Source organism: Pseudoxanthomonas daejeonensis (assembly GCF_022637495.1).
Lineage (GTDB): Bacteria > Pseudomonadota > Gammaproteobacteria > Xanthomonadales > Xanthomonadaceae > Pseudoxanthomonas > Pseudoxanthomonas daejeonensis.
This window is the reverse complement of the sequence record NZ_CP093331.1, coordinates 2,861,199-2,878,598: the sequence shown is the minus strand read 5'-3', so window position 1 is coordinate 2,878,598 and position 17,400 is coordinate 2,861,199. Positions and strand designations below refer to the sequence as shown.

18 protein-coding genes are annotated in these 17,400 nt (G+C 69.8%); 7 read left to right on the top strand and 11 right to left on the bottom strand.

All coding sequences use genetic code 11. The features are described 5' to 3' along the window. Window positions 1-126: 126 nt before the first annotated feature. Window positions 127-1,368: a phosphoglycerate dehydrogenase gene (gene serA / locus MNQ95_RS12925; RefSeq protein WP_162408668.1), complete on the top strand. Its 1,242-nt coding sequence runs from the start codon at window positions 127-129 to the stop codon at window positions 1,366-1,368. Between the two features lie 83 nt (window positions 1,369-1,451). On the opposite strand, the gene MNQ95_RS12920 is transcribed toward serA, so the two are convergent. After that, entirely contained in the window at window positions 1,452-1,994 is a 543-nt protein-coding gene (locus tag MNQ95_RS12920; protein ID WP_241953122.1) for an NUDIX hydrolase, read from the bottom strand. 176 nt (window positions 1,995-2,170) lie between these two features. Between MNQ95_RS12920 and MNQ95_RS12915 the strand changes: the two genes are divergently transcribed. The 6 genes from MNQ95_RS12915 (at window position 2,171) to yddG (ending at window position 8,019) form a co-directional block, all read left to right on the top strand. Then, window positions 2,171-3,640, top strand: a complete 1,470-nt coding sequence (locus MNQ95_RS12915) for an amino acid permease (RefSeq protein WP_162408666.1) — start codon at window positions 2,171-2,173, stop codon at window positions 3,638-3,640. A gap of 99 nt (window positions 3,641-3,739) precedes the next feature. Further along, entirely contained in the window at window positions 3,740-5,041 is a 1,302-nt protein-coding gene (locus tag MNQ95_RS12910; RefSeq protein WP_162408665.1) for an amino acid permease, read from the top strand. Between the two features lie 9 nt (window positions 5,042-5,050). Then, window positions 5,051-5,698 (top strand): methylthioribulose 1-phosphate dehydratase, encoded by a 648-nt coding sequence (locus MNQ95_RS12905; RefSeq protein WP_241953121.1) that lies wholly within the window; start codon window positions 5,051-5,053, stop codon window positions 5,696-5,698. 127 nt (window positions 5,699-5,825) lie between these two features. Then, window positions 5,826-6,380, top strand: coding sequence for a 1,2-dihydroxy-3-keto-5-methylthiopentene dioxygenase (locus tag MNQ95_RS12900; RefSeq protein ID WP_241953120.1), 555 nt, complete (start codon window positions 5,826-5,828; stop codon window positions 6,378-6,380). Window positions 6,381-6,447: 67 nt separating this feature from the next. Beyond that, window positions 6,448-7,146 (top strand): acireductone synthase, encoded by a 699-nt coding sequence (gene mtnC, locus MNQ95_RS12895; RefSeq protein ID WP_241953119.1) that lies wholly within the window; start codon window positions 6,448-6,450, stop codon window positions 7,144-7,146. A gap of 3 nt (window positions 7,147-7,149) precedes the next feature. After that, window positions 7,150-8,019 (top strand): aromatic amino acid exporter YddG, encoded by an 870-nt coding sequence (gene yddG / locus MNQ95_RS12890; RefSeq protein ID WP_241953118.1) that lies wholly within the window; start codon window positions 7,150-7,152, stop codon window positions 8,017-8,019. Window positions 8,020-8,167: 148 nt separating this feature from the next. On the opposite strand, the gene MNQ95_RS12885 is transcribed toward yddG, so the two are convergent. The 10 genes from MNQ95_RS12885 to MNQ95_RS12840 form a co-directional block, all read right to left on the bottom strand. Beyond that, the gene (locus MNQ95_RS12885) at window positions 8,168-9,766 is read right to left on the bottom strand and encodes a calcineurin-like phosphoesterase C-terminal domain-containing protein (protein ID WP_425605671.1); all 1,599 of its coding nucleotides are present in this window, start codon (window positions 9,764-9,766) and stop codon (window positions 8,168-8,170) included. Between the two features lie 90 nt (window positions 9,767-9,856). Next, window positions 9,857-10,480 (bottom strand): bifunctional phosphoribosyl-AMP cyclohydrolase/phosphoribosyl-ATP diphosphatase HisIE, encoded by a 624-nt coding sequence (gene hisIE / locus MNQ95_RS12880; protein ID WP_241954425.1) that lies wholly within the window; start codon window positions 10,478-10,480, stop codon window positions 9,857-9,859. Window positions 10,481-10,535: 55 nt separating this feature from the next. Further along, entirely contained in the window at window positions 10,536-11,309 is a 774-nt protein-coding gene (hisF, locus tag MNQ95_RS12875; protein WP_241953117.1) for an imidazole glycerol phosphate synthase subunit HisF, read from the bottom strand. Further along, the gene (hisA, locus tag MNQ95_RS12870) at window positions 11,303-12,058 is read right to left on the bottom strand and encodes a 1-(5-phosphoribosyl)-5-[(5-phosphoribosylamino)methylideneamino]imidazole-4-carboxamide isomerase (protein ID WP_162408658.1); all 756 of its coding nucleotides are present in this window, start codon (window positions 12,056-12,058) and stop codon (window positions 11,303-11,305) included. The genes hisF and hisA overlap by 7 nt, the downstream gene beginning before the upstream one ends. Beyond that, a complete protein-coding gene (gene hisH / locus MNQ95_RS12865; protein ID WP_162408657.1) occupies window positions 12,058-12,657 on the bottom strand; it encodes an imidazole glycerol phosphate synthase subunit HisH in 600 nt (199 codons plus the stop codon). The genes hisA and hisH overlap by 1 nt, the downstream gene beginning before the upstream one ends. After that, complete coding sequence (gene hisB, locus MNQ95_RS12860) at window positions 12,654-13,727, bottom strand: bifunctional histidinol-phosphatase/imidazoleglycerol-phosphate dehydratase HisB (protein WP_241953116.1); 1,074 nt, start codon at window positions 13,725-13,727, stop codon at window positions 12,654-12,656. The genes hisH and hisB overlap by 4 nt, the downstream gene beginning before the upstream one ends. Beyond that, complete coding sequence (gene hisC, locus MNQ95_RS12855; RefSeq protein ID WP_162408655.1) at window positions 13,724-14,818, bottom strand: histidinol-phosphate transaminase; 1,095 nt, start codon at window positions 14,816-14,818, stop codon at window positions 13,724-13,726. Before hisC ends, hisB begins: the two co-directional genes overlap by 4 nt. Next, complete coding sequence (gene hisD, locus MNQ95_RS12850; RefSeq protein ID WP_241953115.1) at window positions 14,815-16,164, bottom strand: histidinol dehydrogenase; 1,350 nt, start codon at window positions 16,162-16,164, stop codon at window positions 14,815-14,817. Before hisD ends, hisC begins: the two co-directional genes overlap by 4 nt. Then, window positions 16,161-17,072, bottom strand: a complete 912-nt coding sequence (gene hisG, locus MNQ95_RS12845; RefSeq protein WP_241953114.1) for an ATP phosphoribosyltransferase — start codon at window positions 17,070-17,072, stop codon at window positions 16,161-16,163. The genes hisD and hisG overlap by 4 nt, the downstream gene beginning before the upstream one ends. After that, entirely contained in the window at window positions 17,069-17,398 is a 330-nt protein-coding gene (locus MNQ95_RS12840; protein ID WP_241953113.1) for a YerC/YecD family TrpR-related protein, read from the bottom strand. Before MNQ95_RS12840 ends, hisG begins: the two co-directional genes overlap by 4 nt. Window positions 17,399-17,400 lie beyond the last annotated feature (2 nt).

Sequence of the window (17,400 nt, the reverse complement as noted above, 5' to 3'; positions counted from 1 at the left end):
TTGACGTCGATCACCGCACACGGTGTTCCGCAGGGCCAGCGAAAACGCGATGACGCACTGCGGAAAAATGGCACCGCATCTGGCATAGTTCCCGGCTCCCGCCACGATCGCCGGAAGCCGACGCGCATGTCGCCCAAGAAGACCTCCTATCCCAAGCAGGACATCCGCGTATTGCTGCTGGAGGGCGTCAGCCAGAGCGCAGTGGAGACCTTCCGCGCCGCCGGTTACAGCCAGATCGAGTTCCACGAAAAGTCGCTGCCGGAGGACGAGCTCAAGGCACGGATCGCCGAAGCCCACATCGTCGGCATCCGTTCGCGCAGCCACCTCAGTGCCGACGTACTGGCCGAAGCCAAGCGCCTGATCGCGGTGGGCTGCTTCTGCATCGGCACCAACCAGGTCGACCTGGACGCGGCCGAGCTGGCCGGCATCCCGGTGTTCAACGCGCCCTACTCCAACACCCGCAGCGTGGCCGAGCTGGTGGTCGCGCAGGCGGTCCTGCTGATGCGCGGCATCCCGCAGAAGAATGCCGAGTGCCACCGCGGTGGCTGGTCCAAGTCGGCCGCCGGCAGCCACGAAGTGCGCGGCAAGACCCTGGGGATCATCGGTTACGGCCACATCGGCACCCAGGTCGGCGTGCTGGCCGAGGCGCTGGGCATGCAGGTGATCTTCCACGACATCGAGGCCAAGCTTTCGCTCGGCAATGCGCGCGCGGCGATCGGCCTGGACGACCTGCTGTCGCGTTCGGACGTGGTCACCCTGCACGTGCCGGAGACCGCGGCGACCAAGAACATGTTCGCCGCCGCCCAGATCGCGGCCATGAAGCGCGGTGCACACCTCATCAATGCCTCGCGCGGTACCGTGGTCGACATCGACGCGCTGGCCGCGGCGCTGGCGTCCGGGCATGTCGGCGGCGCGGCGGTCGACGTGTTCCCGGTCGAACCCAAGGGCAATGCCGATGCCTTCGTCTCGCCGCTGATCGGGCTGGACAACGTGATCCTGACCCCGCACATCGGCGGCAGCACACTGGAGGCCCAGGAGAACATCGGCGTGGAAGTCGCCGCCAAGCTGGTCCGCTACAGCGACAACGGCAGCACCCTGTCGGCGGTGAACTTCCCCGAAGTCACCCTGCCCGAGCACGAGGACAGCCTGCGCATCCTGCACATCCACCGCAACGTGCCGGGCGTGCTGTCGAAGATCAACGAGATCTTCAGTCGCCACGCGCTCAACATCGACGGCCAGTTCCTGCGCACCAACCCGAAGGTCGGCTACGTGGTGATCGACGTGGCCGCCGACGAGGCCCAGGGCGCCGCGCTGCGGGAAGAGCTGTCCGCCATCCCCGGGACGCTGCGCACGCGCGTGCTGTATTGAACGGAAGGGCGCCGCAGCAGCCCGGCAGGCCGGGCGCTACGTAGAGCGGGGCTTGCCCCCGCCGGCACCACTCCACGCGGCCCCTACCCGGCCAGCCACTTGGCGGCCATGCGCCGCATCGACTCGTCGCTGGCGGGATCGTCGGCCACGGCCGTCACGTCGCGCCACGCCAGCGCGTGCGACTCCTCGCTGACCACGAAGCGCTCATCGGGCCCGGCCCGGACGACATAGCGCACGTCGTAGTGCCAGTGACCGGGGATCGCGCCGCGTTCCGGGATCCAGTGCCGGTCCAGGTCGAAGATGGCACCGTCGTCCAGATGCAGGCCCGGCACGCCGGTCTCCTCCTCCGCCTCGCGCAGGGCCACCCGGGCCAGGTCCACGTCGCCATCGGCATGCCCGCCCGGCTGCAGCCAGCGGTCCAGCTTGCGGTGGTGGGTGAGCAGGGTCCTGCGCCCGTCCAGGCTGACGACCCAGGCCGATCCGGTGAAGTGGCCGGCCAGGCGCTCGCGGACGAAGGGGTCCTGCGGGTCTTCCAGCAGCGCGAGGAAGCCATCCACGACCGCGGCCTCGTCCGGCCAGCGATGCCCGTAGTCGCGCAGATCGCCGCGGATGTCCCGGTGCTGCATCAAACCTTCCTTGCGCGGGGCTGCCGCAGTCCATTCCCGGCCGTTTCCGCCGCAGCACAGCTTGTGATCGCCCCGGGCGTTTGGCAAGGTACGGCGCTTGGGCCGTCCGCCGGGGGCGACAGCGGCGACCACACCACAGGCACATCGGACGGCCGCTTTCCGGGGAAAACCACGCAATGTCCAAGGGTCTATTCATCGTCAAGCCGGTCGAACCGGCCGGGCACGTCGATGCGGGCGAGCCGGTCGAAGGCAGCCTGCAGGGCGAAGCCTCGCTCAAGCGCACCCTGACCGCCCGCCAGCTGGTGCTGCTGGGCGTCGGCGCGGTCATCGGCGCCGGCATCTTCGTGCTCAGCGGCCATGCCGCGGCCGAGCATGCCGGTCCCGCGGTGGTGCTGAGCTTCATCATCGCCGGCATCGCCTGCGCGCTGGCCGGCCTGTGCTACGCCGAGTTCGCGGCGATGCTGCCGGTCTCCGGCAGTGCCTATTCCTACTCGTACGCGACCCTGGGCGAATTCGTCGCCTGGTTCATCGGCTGGAACCTCGTGCTGGAATACATGTTCGCCGCCTCGACCGTGGCGGTGGGCTGGTCGGGCTACCTGAACAGCCTGCTGACCACGCTGGGCATAGGATTGCCGGCCTCGCTGGCGGCCGCGCCGCTGAACGTGGTCGACGGCGCGCTGGTCTACACCGGCGGCCTGATCAACCTGCCGGCGGTGGCGATCATCGCCGCGGTCAGCGGCCTGTGCTACGTCGGCATCACCCAGTCGGCCTTCGTCAACTCGATCATCGTGGCGATCAAGGTCACGGTGATCGTGCTGTTCGTGGCCTTCGCCGCGCAGTACGTGAACCCGGACAACTGGGTGCCGTTCATCCCGGAGAACGAGGGCCCGGGCAAGTACGGCATCGACGGCATCATCCGCGGCGCCTCGGTGGTGTTCTTCGCCTACATCGGTTTCGACGCGGTCTCCACCGCCGCCGGCGAGGCCAGGAACCCGCAGCGCGACATGCCGATCGGCATCCTCGGCTCGCTGGTGGTGTGCACGATCATCTACATCATCATGGCCCTGGTCCTGACCGGGCTGCTGCCGTACACGCAGCTGGGCACGCCCAAGCCGGTGGCCACCGCGCTGGAAACCTATCCGTCGCTGGCCTGGCTCAAGCACATCGTCGAGATCGGCGCGATCGCCGGCCTGTCTTCGGTGATCCTGGTGATGCTGATGGCTCAGCCACGCATCTTCTACTCGATGTCCAAGGACGGGCTGCTGCCGAAGTTCCTGGCCAAGGTCCACCCGAAGTTCCAGACCCCGTACGTGGGCACGATCCTGGTCGGCATCTTCGCCGCGCTGCTGGCCGGCTTCCTGCCGATCGGCCTGCTCGGCGAGCTGGTATCGATGGGCACCCTGCTGGCCTTCGCGACCGTGTGCATCGGGATCGTGATCCTTCGCCGTACCCGTCCCGACCTGCCGCGCCCGTTCCGCGTACCGCTGTACTGGCTGATCGCCCCGCTCGGCGCGGCGGCCTGCCTGTACCTGTTCTGGCAGCCGTTCCGCGCCCACTGGCACCTGATGGTGGGTTGGACCGCCATCGGCATGGTCATCTACTTCGCCTACGGCTACCGCCACAGCAAACTGCGCAACGGCGGCTGAGGCCGACTCCACGCCACGCGGCCGGCCCCAGCGCCGGCCGCTTCGTTTCCACACCCGGGCTGCCAGGCCAAGGTCCACCACTTCCAAGGGCAGGCGCAGATGAGCGCAACCTCCGCACGCAAGATCGGCCCGGTCCTGGCGACCTTCGTGGTCGCCAACAACATGATCGGTTCGGGCTTCTTCCTGCTGCCCGCGACCCTGGCCAAGTCCGGCGGCGTGACCGCGCTGGCCTGGCTGCTGTGCACGGTGCTGGCGATGATGCTCGGCAGCGCCTTCGCGCGCCTGGCCAAGCATCATCCGAACCTGCAGTCGCCGGACGACTACGTGCGTCCCTCACTGGGTCGCGATGCCAGCTTCCTGGCCACGACCATGTACTGGGTCTCGTCGTGGATCGGCAACAACGCCATCGCCGTGGCCGCGTTCGGCTACCTGGTGATCCTGCTGCCGATCGAGGACAGCCCGGGCGTGCGCCTGGGCGGGCAGATCGCGCTGATCTGGCTGATGTTCGCGCTCAACCTGCTCGGCCCGCGGCCGATCGCACGCTTCCAGTCGATGTGCGTGGTGCTGGGCCTGCTGCCGGTCGCGGTGATCCTCACCGCCGGCTGGGCGCATTTCGACCCGACCCTTTATCGCGCCGCCTGGAACGTCTCCGGCCAGTCCGACCTGAACGTGGTCATGCATTCGCTGGCTCCGATCTTCTGGGCCTTCGTCGGTCTGGAAACCGGTGCGATGGTGGCCGGCGTGGTCGACGACCCGGACAAAAACGTGCCGCGCGCGACGCTGGGCGGAATTGCCATCGCCGGCGTCGTGTACCTGGTGTCCTCGGTACTGATGATGGGCATCGTGCCGGTCAGCGCGCTGGCCGACTCCAGTGCGCCGTTCGCCCTGGTCGCCGGGCAGATGTTCGGCCCCTGGGCGGTGCCGGTGATCGCCGCCGCGGCCGCGCTCAAGGCCAGCGGCACGCTCGGCGGCTGGATGCTGGTGACCGGTGAATCCGGCGCCCGCGCAGCGCAGCGCGGCTTCCTCCCTTCGATATTCGGCCGGCTGCGCGCCAACGGTTCGGCCGCGACCGGCCTGTTCATCATCGCCACGATGATGACCCTGCTGGCCGTGCTGACCCTCTCGCCGACCGTGTCCGGCCAGTTCGAGACGCTGATCGAGATGGTGGTGATTCTGGTGGTGATGGCCTATGCCGCCGCCGGCCTGAGCCTGCTGCTGGGCACGCCCGAGCGGCCGGCGACCCGCCGCGAACGCGTGCTCGGCATGGGCGCGCTGGTGGCCTGCGGTTTGCTGGTCTATTCCACGCCGGGCAAGACCCTGATCGGCGGACTGGTGATCGCGCTGCTGGCCTGGGCCGCCTATCGCGGCTTTTCGCGCCGGCTGCCATCGCCCGCACGCTAAAATGCCGGCATGAACAAGCCGAAGCTGCCCTACGATCCCGCGCTTCTGCGCAAGCGCGCCGAATCGATCATCAGCAACGTGCGCGAGCTGGCGCAGCTGGGCTGGACGCCGGCCACCAGCAGCAACTTCTCGCAGCGGCTCGACGGCGCGCATGCCGCGATCACCGTGTCCGGCCGCGACAAGGGACGGCTGGTCGAGGACGACATCATGGTCGTGGATTTCGACGGCCGCGCCGTCGGACGCCCGCTGCGCCCGTCGGCCGAAACCCTGCTGCACACCCAGCTGTACCGGAGGTTCCCGGAGATCGGCTGCGTCCTGCACACCCATTCGCCGGTGCAGACCGTCGCCTCGCGCCTGTATGCCGGCCAGGGCCACGTGCGGCTGGAGGGCTACGAGCTGCTGAAGGCGTTCGAAGGCAACAGCACCCACGAGATGGCGATCGACGTGCCGGTGTTCGCCAACACCCAGGACATGGACGTGCTGGCCGCGCAGGTCGACGCCCTGCTCGACCGGCAGCCGCTGTGGGGCTACCTGATCGATGGCCATGGCCTGTACGCCTGGGGCCGCTCGATGGCCGAGGCGCGACGCCACCTGGAGGCCTTCGAGTTCCTGCTCGGATGCGAGCTGGAGCTGCGCAAGCTGGGCGCGCGCGGCTGAACTCATGCCCCTCGGCGGCGCTGCGTTCCACCGCCGTTATCAGTCCCGCAACTGGCGACTGGTAACCTTGGCGGCCTACGCGGCGCCCTCGCGCCCACGCAGGTGAGAACACCAGGTGAAAACCCCCATGAGCCGACTTCGCATCTTCGACGAGAACGACCCCGGCCAGCCCCTGTTCGACAGCCATGACGCGGCGGCGATCACCGCCGAGCTGGAGAAGATCGGCGTGGCCTTCGAGCGCTGGCAGGCCAGCCAGGCGATCGCCCCGGGCGCCACGCCCGAGCAGGTCATCGACGCGTATCGCGCCGACATCGACCGGCTGGTGGCCGAGCGCGGCTTCAAGACCGTGGACGTGGTCAGCATCGCGCCGGACAACCCCAACCGCGGCGAGATGCGCAAGAAGTTCCTCGACGAGCATTTCCACAAGGAAGACGAGGTCCGCTTCTTCGTCGCCGGCTCCGGCCTGTTCACCCTGCACGTGGACGGCAAGGTCTACGAGATCGAGTGCGTGAAGGACGACCTGATCGCCGTGCCGGACGGCACCAGGCACTGGTTCGACATGGGCGAGTCGCCGAGCTTCGTGGCGATCCGTTTCTTCACCGAGCCGGACGGCTGGGTCGGCCACTTCACCGGCACCGACATCGCGCAGAAGTTCCCGCGCTACGCTCCCGCGACGAACTGAGCCGCAACGCCCTCGTCCGCCGCCCCTCCCCGGAGGGGCGCTCTCTTTGCAGTCCCGGCAGGCCACCATGACCCGCGCCATCCTCACCGACATCGAAGGCACCACCAGCAGCATCTCGTTCGTGCGCGAGGTGCTGTTCCCCTACGCGCGCCGCGCCCTGCCCGGCTTCGTCGCCGAACATGGCCGCGAGCCGGAGGTGCGACGCTGGCTGGACGCCGTGGCCACCGAGGCCGGCGGCCTGTGCCAGGACGACATGATCGTGGAGACGCTGCAGGGCTGGATCGACCAGGACCGCAAGCACACCGCGCTCAAGGCCCTGCAGGGGCTGGTATGGGAAGCCGGTTACCGCAATGCCGACTTCACCGCACCGGTCTATGCCGACGCCGCCCCGACGTTGCGACGCTGGCATGCGCTGGGCCTGCCGCTTTACGTCTACTCGTCCGGCTCGGTCCCCGCGCAGAAGCTGTTCTTCGGCCACAGCGACGCCGGCGACCTCACCGGGTTGTTCTCGGGCTGGTACGACACCGAGATCGGCGGCAAGCGCGAACCGGAAAGCTATGCGCGCATCGCCGCCGCCATCGGCGAGCCCGCGCACGAGATCCTGTTCCTGTCGGACGTGGTCGAAGAACTGGATGCGGCGCGCAGCGCCGGCCTGCACACGGTGCTGGTCGACCGTATCGAGGACTATCCGCAGCCGCGCCATGGCGACACCGCGCACGGGCACGCACGCGTGGCCAGCTTCCTCGACATCGAGCTGCCGCTCTAGACGATGCAGGCTCCCCGCAACGCCACGCTGGCCGGCCTGCTGGCGATCCTTCTGTGGTCCTCGCTGGCACTGCTCACCGTCGCCACGGCCGGCCTGCCGCCGTTCCAGGTGCTGGCAACCGCGTTCGCCGTCGCCGGCGTGCTCGGCCTGCTGCGCGCTGGTGCGCGCGGTCGCGCAGGCTGGGCCGAGCTGCGCCAGCCGGCCTCGGCGCTGGCGCTGTCGACAACCGCGCTGTTCGGCTACCACGCGCTGTATTTCATCGCGCTCAAGCGTGCGCCGGCAGTGGAAGCGAACCTGCTCAACTACATGTGGCCATTGCTGATCGTGGTCTTCGCCGGTTTTCTGCCGGGCGTGCGCATCCGCCCGCTGCAATGGGTCGGCACTCTCATGGGGCTGGCCGCCGCGGTGCTGCTGGTCACCGGTGGAAACGGCCTGGACGTCAGCGCCAGCCACCTGCCCGGCTACCTGGCCGCACTGACGGCCGCGGTGATCTGGGCCGGCTATTCGGTGCTCAACCGCCGCCATGCGCAGGTGCCCAGTGCCGCGATCACCGTGGCCTGCCTGCTGGTCGCCCTGCTGGGCGCAGGCGTGCACCTGCTGTTGGAGCGCAGCGTGGCGCCCACGCCGGGGCAGTGGCTGGCATTGCTGGCGATGGGTGCAGGACCCACCGGCGCGGCTTTCTGGCTGTGGGATACCGGGACCAAGCGCGGCGACATCGCCCTGCTCGGCAGCCTGTCGTACCTGGCACCGCTGCTGTCGACCGTGCTGCTGGTGCTGTCCGGACAGGCGCAGGCACAGCCGGTGCAGGCGCTCGCTCTGGTCCTGCTGCTGGCCGGCGCGTGGTTGAGCACCCGCTCGCGCGGCGCAGGCTGAGAACGCGCCGCGCTTTCACCCGGGCCGGCGAGCCTGGCTGGACCGCACCCCACGCAACAACCCGTATCCGATCGCGCGCCACTTCGCGCAATCCACGCCAGCCAGCCACCGGGGGGCTGGCTTCATGCGATCCGGCATTGCCCGCGTTCTAGTCCGCGCCAGCGTCCTGCAAGGTGTAGCTGGTGGTGGCCGTCGCTTCGCCCTGCCACCGGTCGAACGCACGTACCTCGACCCGATGCTCGCCCGTCGCCAGGTCGGTCGCCAGCGCACCCCGCCACAGATGGGTGGAATCCACCGCCTCGGGCGAGCGATCGAACCCGCGCAAGGGGGTGGCCAGGTCGTCGGCCACGTTCTCGACCAGCAGGCGCGGGTCGGCGCGTTCCACCCGGCGCATCGGCTTCCATTGACCACCATCGATCCGGTACTCGACCCGCGTATCGGCGTCGCCCATGAACACGTTCGCGAACACGCCCCAGGCCGGGTAGGCGCCCCGTCGCAACACGCGCGGCGCATGCAGCGCCATCGCCTGGTTGAACGCCGGCGCAGCCGCAGGCACCCGTGCCGGATGGAAGGCGAGCGCGTAACCGCCATCGTCGTGCACCGACAGCAGCCCATACCCGTTCGGCGTGCCGTCGGCCATGGTCGCGTCCGGAATCCCCGCCGCGTCCGGCGCGCCGGACCAGAAGGCACCGCACGCAGCGCCGACGTTGTACTCGTGCAGTGGCGCGGCGCCCTGCCAGCCGTCCCGGGCCGTGTGCCAGTAGTGCTGCTGGTGGTGGCTGTGCCCGCTCAGCAGCAGCAGGCGCGGGTGGTCCTTGAGCAGAGCGAACAGGCGGGCGCGGTCGGCGGCACGGAAGGTTTCGCGGCCACCGGTATCGAACACCGGGATATGCATGCCGAGCACCAGCAGGCGCCCGGGCGGCAGCTGCGCCAGGTAGTTCTCGATGAAGCGGAACTGGTCCTCCCTCAGGCCACCGATGTAGCCGGGGCCCGTGCCCGGCTGCACGACCACGTCGTCCAGGAAAACAAACGCCGCATTGCCCTCCTCCACCGCGTAGGTGTCCGGCCCGTAGACCGCTTTCCAGCTGGCGAGCGACGCGGCGTCGCCGGTCGCGCCCGGATCGACGTCATGGTTGCCCGGCACGTGGAACCACGGAACGCCCAGCCGCGTGGTCACCGCGTTGAGCGCGGGATAGAGCTGGATCTCGTCGTCGACCAGGTCGCCCAGGGTCATGCCCAGCGCTGCGTCATGGCGGCCGATGATCGGCTCGACGATGTCGCGCCGGTAATAGTCGATGTCGCGCGTGCCCTTGACCTGGGTATCGGTGAACAGCAGCACCTGGAACCCATCCATGGACTTCGCCGGCGCGGCGGGCAGTGCTCCTTCGAGCAAACCGAAATCGACGCCTGCCCGCTCGCTCGCGTGCGCCGTCGCCGGGATGCGCCGCCAGAACGCCGGCAATCCATCGGCACCGGCGATGAAGCGATGCGCGGCCGGCTTGACCACGAACACCGCCTGCCCGGCCACCAGCGGGATCGTGTAGCGGCCCTGCGCATCGGTGCGCACGATGTCGCTGCCATTGGAGACCGCCACGGCCGCCACGCCCGGATCACCGGGACCACGCCCGGCCCGCCCGTCGCGCTCGAGATAGACGTGGCCCGATACGGTCGACGCCATCGCGGCGGGCACGGCGGCAACCGGCGCGGCAAACGCACAGGCCAGCAACAGGGTGGAGACGGAATGCATCGGCAAGGTCGCACTCGGGGAAGACCCCGGGATTGTAGGAGCCGCCCCCGCTGGCGACCACCGCACCCGTGCACGTCCGCGCCGGATGCCTCAGGTCTTGTGGCGCTGCTCCAGCACCTCGACCGCATCGGCCAGCGAGAGGCCGCGCGAATGCAGGAGCACGGTCAGGTGATATATCAGGTCCGCCGATTCGCCGAGCAGGTGCTCGTCGTTCTGGGACACGCCGGCCAGCGCGGTCTCCACGCCTTCCTCGCCGACCTTCTGCGCGATCCGGCGCACGCCGGCCTCGAACAGGCGCGTGGTGTAGCTGCCTTCAGGCCGTTCGCGCGCGCGCGTGGCGACCAGCGCGTCGAGTTCGCCGAGGAAGCCGACATCAGGCGCCGCCATCGCATCCGCCACGGGCGCGGCAAGCGCCGGCGCGTTCTCGAAGCAGCTCTGCCGTTGCAGGTGGCAGGTCGGGCCACGTGGCCGGGCCAACACCAGCAGCGTGTCCGAATCGCAATCGGCGCTCACGTCGACGAGCTCCAGTACATGGCCCGACGTTTCGCCCTTGGTCCACAGGCGCTGCCTGCTGCGGCTGTAGAAGGTGACCAGCCGGTTGACCAGGGTGGCGCGCAGCGCGTTGCGGTCCATGTAGCCGAGCATGAGCACGCGCAGGCTGTCGGCGTCCTGGACGACGGCGGGCAGCAGGCCATCGCCCTTGTCCCAGTCCATCGCCTCGGGCAACAGGTTCGGACTGCGCGGCACGCGCGAAGGTTCGATGGAGGGATCAGGCATTGCGCACCTCGATGTCCCGCTCGCGCAGGAATCGCTTGAGTCCGGGGATGGGAATGGCGCCGCTGTGGAACACGCTGGCCGCCAGCGCGCCATCGACGTCGGCCTGTTCGAACACTTCGGCGAAATGGACCGGTTCGCCCGCCCCGCCCGAGGCCACCAGCGGCACGTGGCACAGGTCGCGCGCCTGGCGCAACTGGGCGAGGTCGTAGCCGCGGCGCACGCCGTCGCTGTCCATGCAGTTGAGCACGATCTCGCCGGCGCCCAGGTGCTGCGCCTCGACAATCCAGTCCAGGGTGCGCACCGACAGCGCACGAGTGCGGTCCGGATCGCCGGTATTGGTGCGCACGCGCCACTGGCCGTCCGCCTCGCGGATCGAATCGATGCCCACCACCACGCACTGCACGCCGAAGGCATCGGCCAGTTCGGCAATCAGCGCCGGGCGCTCCAATGCCGGCGAGTTGATCGAGACCTTGTCGGCACCCGCGTGCAACACCCGCCGTGCGGTCTCGACATCACGGATGCCGCCGGCGACACAGAACGGAATGTCGATCAGCCGTGCCACCCGCTCGACCCAGGCATGGTCGACCGAGCGCCCTTCCGGGCTGGCGCCGATGTCGTAGAACACCAGTTCATCGGCGCCCTCGTCGCGGTAGCGCAGGGCCAGTTCCACGATGTCGCCCATGTCGACGTGGTCGCGGAAGCGCACGCCCTTGACCACGCGGCCGTCGCGCACGTCCAGGCAGGGAATGATCCGACGGCTCAGCATGACGGCGCCGCCTCCTCGGCCAGGGCATCACCCAGTTCCAGCCGCCCCTCGAGCAGGGCCCGGCCGAGCACGGCGCCCGCGCAGCCGGCCAGGCGCGCATTGCGCACGTCGGCCGCGTCGCGCACGCCCCCAGAGGCCTGCACCGCCACGCCGGGCGCCAGCGCGCGCAGGTGCAGGTACAGGTCCAGGTTGGGTCCGGACAGCATGCCGTCGCGGGCGATGTCGGTGCACAGCAGGTGGCGCAGGCCGGCACGCAGGTAATGCGGCAGCAGTCCATCGAGCGTGGCGCCGGCGGTCTCGGTCCAGCCATGCACCGGCAACGTCCAGGTTCCGTCGGCATCCTGCCGGGTATCCAGGGCGACGGTGATGCGCTCGCCTCCGAACTCGGCCAGCCACGCGGCGACCGTATCGGGCTCGCGCACGGCCAGTGAGCCCACGACGACGCGCGCAGCGCCGGCGTCGAGGATCTTCGCCACGTCTTCGCGCGAACGCACGCCGCCTCCGGTCTGCACCTGCAGGCCGGTCTCGCGGGCGATCGCGTCGAGCAGCGGCAGCAGCGTGTAGCCGCCGGCCTTGGCGGCATCCAGGTCCACCAGGTGCATCCAGCGCGCGCCGGCGGACACGAATGCCGATGCGCGCGGCAGCGGGTCGTCGCCGTAGGTGGTTTCGCGCGCGTAGTCGCCCTGCGCCAGCCGCACCACGCGGCCGCCGCGCAGGTCCAGCGCGGGGTAAACCGTGAATCCGCCCATCAGAAATCCATCTCGACGAAGTTGCGGAGGATGCGCGCGCCGGTCGCGGCCGAGCGTTCAGGGTGGAACTGCGCGCCGCACAGGCGGCCGCGCTGGACCACTGACGAGAACAGGCTCCCATGATCGGTGGCCGCCACGGTGTCGGCTGTGATCGGTGCCGCATAACTGTGGACGAAATAGGCGCTGGCGCCTTCGGCGACGCCGTCCAGCAGCGCCGACCCGCGCATCGTGCGCAGCCCGTTCCAGCCCATGTGCGGCACCCGGATACCCGGCGCCAGCGGCAGCTTGCGGACCACGCCCGGCAGCAGGCCCAGGCACTCGACCCCGCCTTCCTCCGAACGCTCGTACAGCAGCTGCATGCCCACGCATACGCCCAGCAGCGGTGCCTCCAGGCCACGCAGCACCTGCACCAGGTCCAGCGCATGCAACCGCCCCATCACCTGCGCCGCGGTGCTCACGCCGGGCAGCACCACCCGGTCGGCAGCGCGGATCGCCTCGGCATCGACGGTGACCTCGGGTTCGATTCCCAGCCGGTTCAACGCATAACGGACCGAGCCCAGGTTCGCACCGCCGGCATCGACCAGGGCCACGCGCATCACAGCGCTCCCTTGGTCGAGGGCAGCTCGGCGCCTTCGCGGCGGATGGCCTGTCGCAGCGCGCGCGCCAGCGCCTTGAAGCTGGCTTCGACCTTGTGGTGGTCGTTGTCGCCGGTCACGGCGATGTGCAGGTTCATGCCCGAGGCATCGCACAGCGAGCGGAAGAAATGCGGCACCAGCTCGGTCGGCATGTCGCCGACACGCTCGCGCTTGAACCGGCCTTCGTAAACCAGGTACGGCCGCCCGCTGAAATCCAGTGCCGCACTGGCGTGGGTCTCGTCCATCGGCAGGGTGAAGCCATAGCGGCCGATGCCGCGCTTGTCGCCCAGCGCCTCGCGCAGCGCCTGGCCCAGGGCCAGGGCGGTGTCCTCGATGGTGTGGTGCTCGTCGATGTGCAGGTCGCCTTCGGCCCGGATCTTCAGCTCGAAGCCGCCGTGCTTGCCGATCTGTTCGAGCATGTGGTCGTAGAACGGCAGCCCGGTGTGGACTTCCGGTTCGGCGACGCGGTCCAGGTCGACCTCGACCCGGATCCGGGTCTCCTTCGTGTTCCGCTGCACGACCGCGCGGCGCGGCGCGTCGGCCAGCTCGTGCGCGATCCCGGCCCAGGCCCACTCGCCGCCGAACTGCGTGGTCCGCAGCTGGAAGGCACGGATGCCGAGGTTTTCCGCGAACTGGTTGTCGGTGGGGCGGTCGCCGACCATGGCCGAGCGCTTCCAGTCGATGCCGCGATCCTGGATGTATGGCAGGACCAGGCCGATGCCCGGCTTGCGGGTGGGCTTGTTCTCGTGCGGCCAGCTGGCGTCGATCAGCACGTCGCGGAACACGATGCCCTGGCTTTCGAACACCTGCATCATCAGGTTGTGCGGACCGTCGAAGCTGGACTGCGGATAGCCCTCGCTGCCCAGGCCGTCCTGGTTGGACACCATCACGAACTGCCAGCCGGCGTCGCGCAGCTTCAGCAGCGCGGGGATCACTCCCCGGACGAAGCGCAGCTTCTCGTAGGCATCGATCTGGAAATCCGCCGGTTCCTCGATCAGGGTGCCGTCACGGTCGATGAACAGGATCGGGGTCATGCAGCGGCTTCCTTGGCATCCAGCGCGGCCAGCACGCGGTCGTTCTGTTCGGGGGTACCGATGGTGATGCGCAGCGCATCGGGCAGTTGCGGCGCGGCGCGCTGGTCGCGCACGACCACGCCGGCCGCCAGCAGGCGGGCGAAGGCCGCATCGGCATCGGCGAAGCGGACCAGCAGGTAGTTGCCGTCAGAGGGATGCACGCGGACCACGCCGGCCAGGGTGGCCAGCGCGCGTTGCAGGCGCACGCGCTCGCTGCGGACCTGATCCACGCGCGCGGCGGTGCGCGCCAGCGCTTCTTCCGACAGGGCGGCTGCGGCGAGCTCGGCGCACGGCGCCGGCACCGGATACGGCGCCTGGCAGGCGCGCAGGACGCGGACCAGTGCTGGGTGGGCGATCAGCACGCCGATCCGTGCGGCCGCCAGCGCGTGCGCCTTGGACAGGGTGCGCAGCACCGCCACGTTCGGATGCGTGGCCATCAGCGTCGTCGCAGAAGGCTGGTCGGAGAACTCGCCGTAGGCCTCGTCCACCACCACCAGCGCACGGCCATGCAGGCGCCGAGCCAGTGCGGCGATGCCGTCGAGCGGCACGCTGGCGCCGGTCGGGTTGGAAGGCGAGCACAGGAACACCAGCTTTGCCGCGCCCTGCTCCGCCGCGCGCGCGACCGCCTCCAGATCCACGCCGAAGCCGGATTCGCCCTCGACCAGCGGCACTTCCAGCAGCGGCGCGCCCTGCAGGCGTGCGCTCACCGCATACATGCCGAACACCGGCGGCGTCACCACGACCGCATCACGACCCGGCACGCACAGCACGCGCACGAGCAGGTCGATCGCTTCGTCGCTGCCACGGCCGATCAGCAGCCGTGACGGATCGCAGGCGTAAAGGCGAGCCAGCGCATCACGCAGCGCCGGCGGTTGCGGATCGGGATAGCGCCGGCTGCCGCCGCCCGCGTCGGCGGGATTGGCCCAAGGGCTTTCGTTGGCGTTGAGCCAGACCTCGCCGCGCAGGTCGTGCGTGCGCGCCGAAGCGTAGCCGCCGAAGCCACGCAGGTCCTCGCGGACCAGCTGCAACAAGCTGTTGTCATCGGCGCTCATGCGGCCACCGCTTTCAGGCGCAGGACGACCGCATTGGCGTGCGCATCGAGCTGCTCGGCGCGCGCCATCGTGACCGCGCAATTGCCGATCCCGGCGATTCCTTCGGGCGTGGCCGCCTGCACGCTGACGAAATTCTGGAAGCTGGCCACGCTGACCCCGCTCCATGCACGCGCCGCGCCGCTCGTCGGCAGCACGTGGTTGGTACCGCTGCAGTAGTCGCCCAGCGCCTCGGGGGTCCAGTCGCCCAGGAACACCGAACCGGCGGCCTCGACCCGCTCCAGCCACGCGCGCGGTTCGCGCAGGGCCAGGATCAGGTGCTCGGGCGCGTAGGTGTTGCTGATCGAGAAAGCTTCCTCCAGCGAATCCACCAGCACCAGGCGCGAAGCCGACAACGCCCTGGCCGCGATCGCCGCACGCGGCAACGCCGCCAGCTGCTCCACCAGCCTGGCCTCCACCTGGTCGATGAAAGCGGCACTGTCGGACAGCAGCAGCACCTGCGAATCGGGCCCGTGCTCGGCCTGCGACAGCAGGTCCGCGGCAACGAAACCCGCATCGGCGCCCGCATCGGCGATCACCAGCACTTCCGATGGACCGGCCGGCATGTCGATCGCCGCCGCGCCGGACTGCGCGACCTGGCGCTTGGCTTCGTCCACGTAACTGTTGCCAGGTCCGAAGATCTTGTCGACCCTTGGCACGCTTTCGGTACCGAAGGCCAGCGCGGCGATCGCCTGGGCGCCGCCGAGCTTGAACACGGAACCGACGCCGCACAGTTTCGCCGCCACCAGCACCGCCGGATCGGCCGTCCCGTCCGTCCGCGGCGGCGTGCACAGCACCACCTGCCGGCAACCCGCCAATGCGGCCGGTACGCACAGCATCAGCGCCGTCGAGGGCAAGGGTGCGCTGCCGGCGGGCACGTACAGGCCGACCCGTGGCACCGGCCTGATCATGCGTTCGCAGAGCACGCCGGGCGCGGTTTCGATCGCATAAGCCGAGGCCATGCCGGCGCGGTGGAAAGCCTCGATCCGCGACTTGGCGTCGAGCATGGCCTGGCGCAGCTCCACCGGCACCACCGCTTCGGCGGCAGCGAACTCCCCGGCCGAAACCTCGAAGCGATCCAGTTCGACCCTGTCGAAGCGCGCGGTGAGTTCGCGCAGCGCCTCGTCGCCACGCTGGCGCACGGCGTCGAGCACTTCGGATACGGCGCCGCGCGTGGCCTCGGCCACGACTTGCGCCGGGCGGGTCAGCGCGCGATCGCGCTGCGCCGCGTCCAGCGTCGACCACTGCAGCCGATTCCAGGCGGGAGCGCTGCCCGTGCCGATGGAATCCGGGGAAGCGGTGGCGCTCATGCCAGCGACCTCTCCACCGCCAGCACCATCAAGCCACGCGCGCCTGCGCGCTCGAGTTCTTCCATCTGCTGCCAGCTGACCGCGCCTTCGCACATCGTCTGCAACGACAGCACGCCGTTGCCGCCGGGCAGCTGTACCAGGGGCCCCGCGTCCTGCAGCAGGCGCTCCAGCGCCGGCAGCGAATCGCGTTCGGCGCTGAACATCAGCAGCTTGCGGTCCTTGAGCTGGAGCACCCCGTCGACACGGCGCAGCAGCATCTGCGCCAGGCCGACGCGGGCATCGTCGAAACCCGAGGCCGGACTGGCCAGCACCGCCTCGCTGTCGAGCAGGTTCTCGACCGGCTTCAGGTGGTTGGCGGCGAGCGTGCCGCCGCTGGACACCAGGTCGCAGATCAGGTCGGCCGTTCCCAGCCGCGGCGCGATCTCGACCGAACCGGACAGCTCCACCACCTGGGCGTCGATCCCCTGCCGTTCCAGCCAGCCGGCAAGGATCGCCGGATAGCTGGTGGCGATGCGCAGGCCCTGCAGCTGGGCCGGACCGGTCCATTCCCATTCCTCCGGCACCGCCAGCATCAACCGGCACTGGCCGAAACCCAGCCCGCGCAATGCGCGGTAGGCCGGCGCGAGGCCGTTGCGGGCACGTTCGCCCGCCTGCTCCTCCAGTTCGTTGCGCCCGACCACGCCCAGGTCGCAGACGCCGTCGGCGATCAGGCCGGGGATATCGTCGTCGCGCACCAAGAGCAGGTCCACCGGCAGCGACTCGCCGTAGCAGAACAGCTTGTCGCGGCTCTCGCGCCAGCTAAGACCGCAGGCTGCCAACAGCGAACGCGCCGGCTCGGCCAGGCGGCCGCTCTTCTGGATCGCGATGCGCAGCCGGTCGCGTGAAGCGGTGGCCAGGGGGGGAGTCATGGCGTGTCCTTCGCGCTGGCGGCGCGGGCTTGGGGCATCGAAGCCAGGGAATAGCCGCCGGCGCCGCGCTCCAGCGTGCGCGCGACCCGGCCGATGGTGGTGACGCTGACCTGGGTCAGGTCGTGGATTTCGCGGTACGGCATGCCCTGCTGCAGGAGGGGCACCACCCGCCAGCGATCGGTCATCGCTTCGAGCTCGGCCGGCGTGCACAGGTCCTGCAGGAAAGCACTGACCGCCTCCGCGTCGTCCAGCCCGGCCAGCGCCCGCGCCAAGGTCCCGAGCCTTCCCTCGGTGTCGTCGCCGTGCTCCTGTGTTCGCCGCTTCATGG

Bases quoted from the DNA above. Each gene is read 5' to 3' on its own strand.
- MNQ95_RS12900 (WP_241953120.1), top strand. From the start codon at position 5,826: ATGAGCCGACTTCGCATCTTCGACGAGAACGACCCCGGCCAGCCCCTG.
- MNQ95_RS12885 (WP_425605671.1), bottom strand. From the start codon at position 9,766: ATGCATTCCGTCTCCACCCTGTTGCTGGCCTGTGCGTTTGCCGCGCCG.
- MNQ95_RS12905 (WP_241953121.1), top strand. From the start codon at position 5,051: ATGAACAAGCCGAAGCTGCCCTACGATCCCGCGCTTCTGCGCAAGCGC.
- MNQ95_RS12915 (WP_162408666.1), top strand. From the start codon at position 2,171: ATGTCCAAGGGTCTATTCATCGTCAAGCCGGTCGAACCGGCCGGGCAC.
- MNQ95_RS12840 (WP_241953113.1), bottom strand. From the start codon at position 17,398: ATGAAGCGGCGAACACAGGAGCACGGCGACGACACCGAGGGAAGGCTC.
- MNQ95_RS12910 (WP_162408665.1), top strand. From the start codon at position 3,740: ATGAGCGCAACCTCCGCACGCAAGATCGGCCCGGTCCTGGCGACCTTC.
- hisD (WP_241953115.1), bottom strand. From the start codon at position 16,164: ATGAGCGCCACCGCTTCCCCGGATTCCATCGGCACGGGCAGCGCTCCC.
- hisC (WP_162408655.1), bottom strand. From the start codon at position 14,818: ATGAGCGCCGATGACAACAGCTTGTTGCAGCTGGTCCGCGAGGACCTG.
- hisIE (WP_241954425.1), bottom strand. From the start codon at position 10,480: ATGGACTGGGACAAGGGCGATGGCCTGCTGCCCGCCGTCGTCCAGGAC.
- yddG (WP_241953118.1), top strand. From the start codon at position 7,150: ATGCAGGCTCCCCGCAACGCCACGCTGGCCGGCCTGCTGGCGATCCTT.
- hisB (WP_241953116.1), bottom strand. From the start codon at position 13,727: ATGACCCCGATCCTGTTCATCGACCGTGACGGCACCCTGATCGAGGAA.
- mtnC (WP_241953119.1), top strand. From the start codon at position 6,448: ATGACCCGCGCCATCCTCACCGACATCGAAGGCACCACCAGCAGCATC.
- hisA (WP_162408658.1), bottom strand. From the start codon at position 12,058: ATGGGCGGATTCACGGTTTACCCCGCGCTGGACCTGCGCGGCGGCCGC.
- hisF (WP_241953117.1), bottom strand. From the start codon at position 11,309: ATGCTGAGCCGTCGGATCATTCCCTGCCTGGACGTGCGCGACGGCCGC.
- serA (WP_162408668.1), top strand. From the start codon at position 127: ATGTCGCCCAAGAAGACCTCCTATCCCAAGCAGGACATCCGCGTATTG.
- MNQ95_RS12920 (WP_241953122.1), bottom strand. From the start codon at position 1,994: ATGCAGCACCGGGACATCCGCGGCGATCTGCGCGACTACGGGCATCGC.
- hisG (WP_241953114.1), bottom strand. From the start codon at position 17,072: ATGACTCCCCCCCTGGCCACCGCTTCACGCGACCGGCTGCGCATCGCG.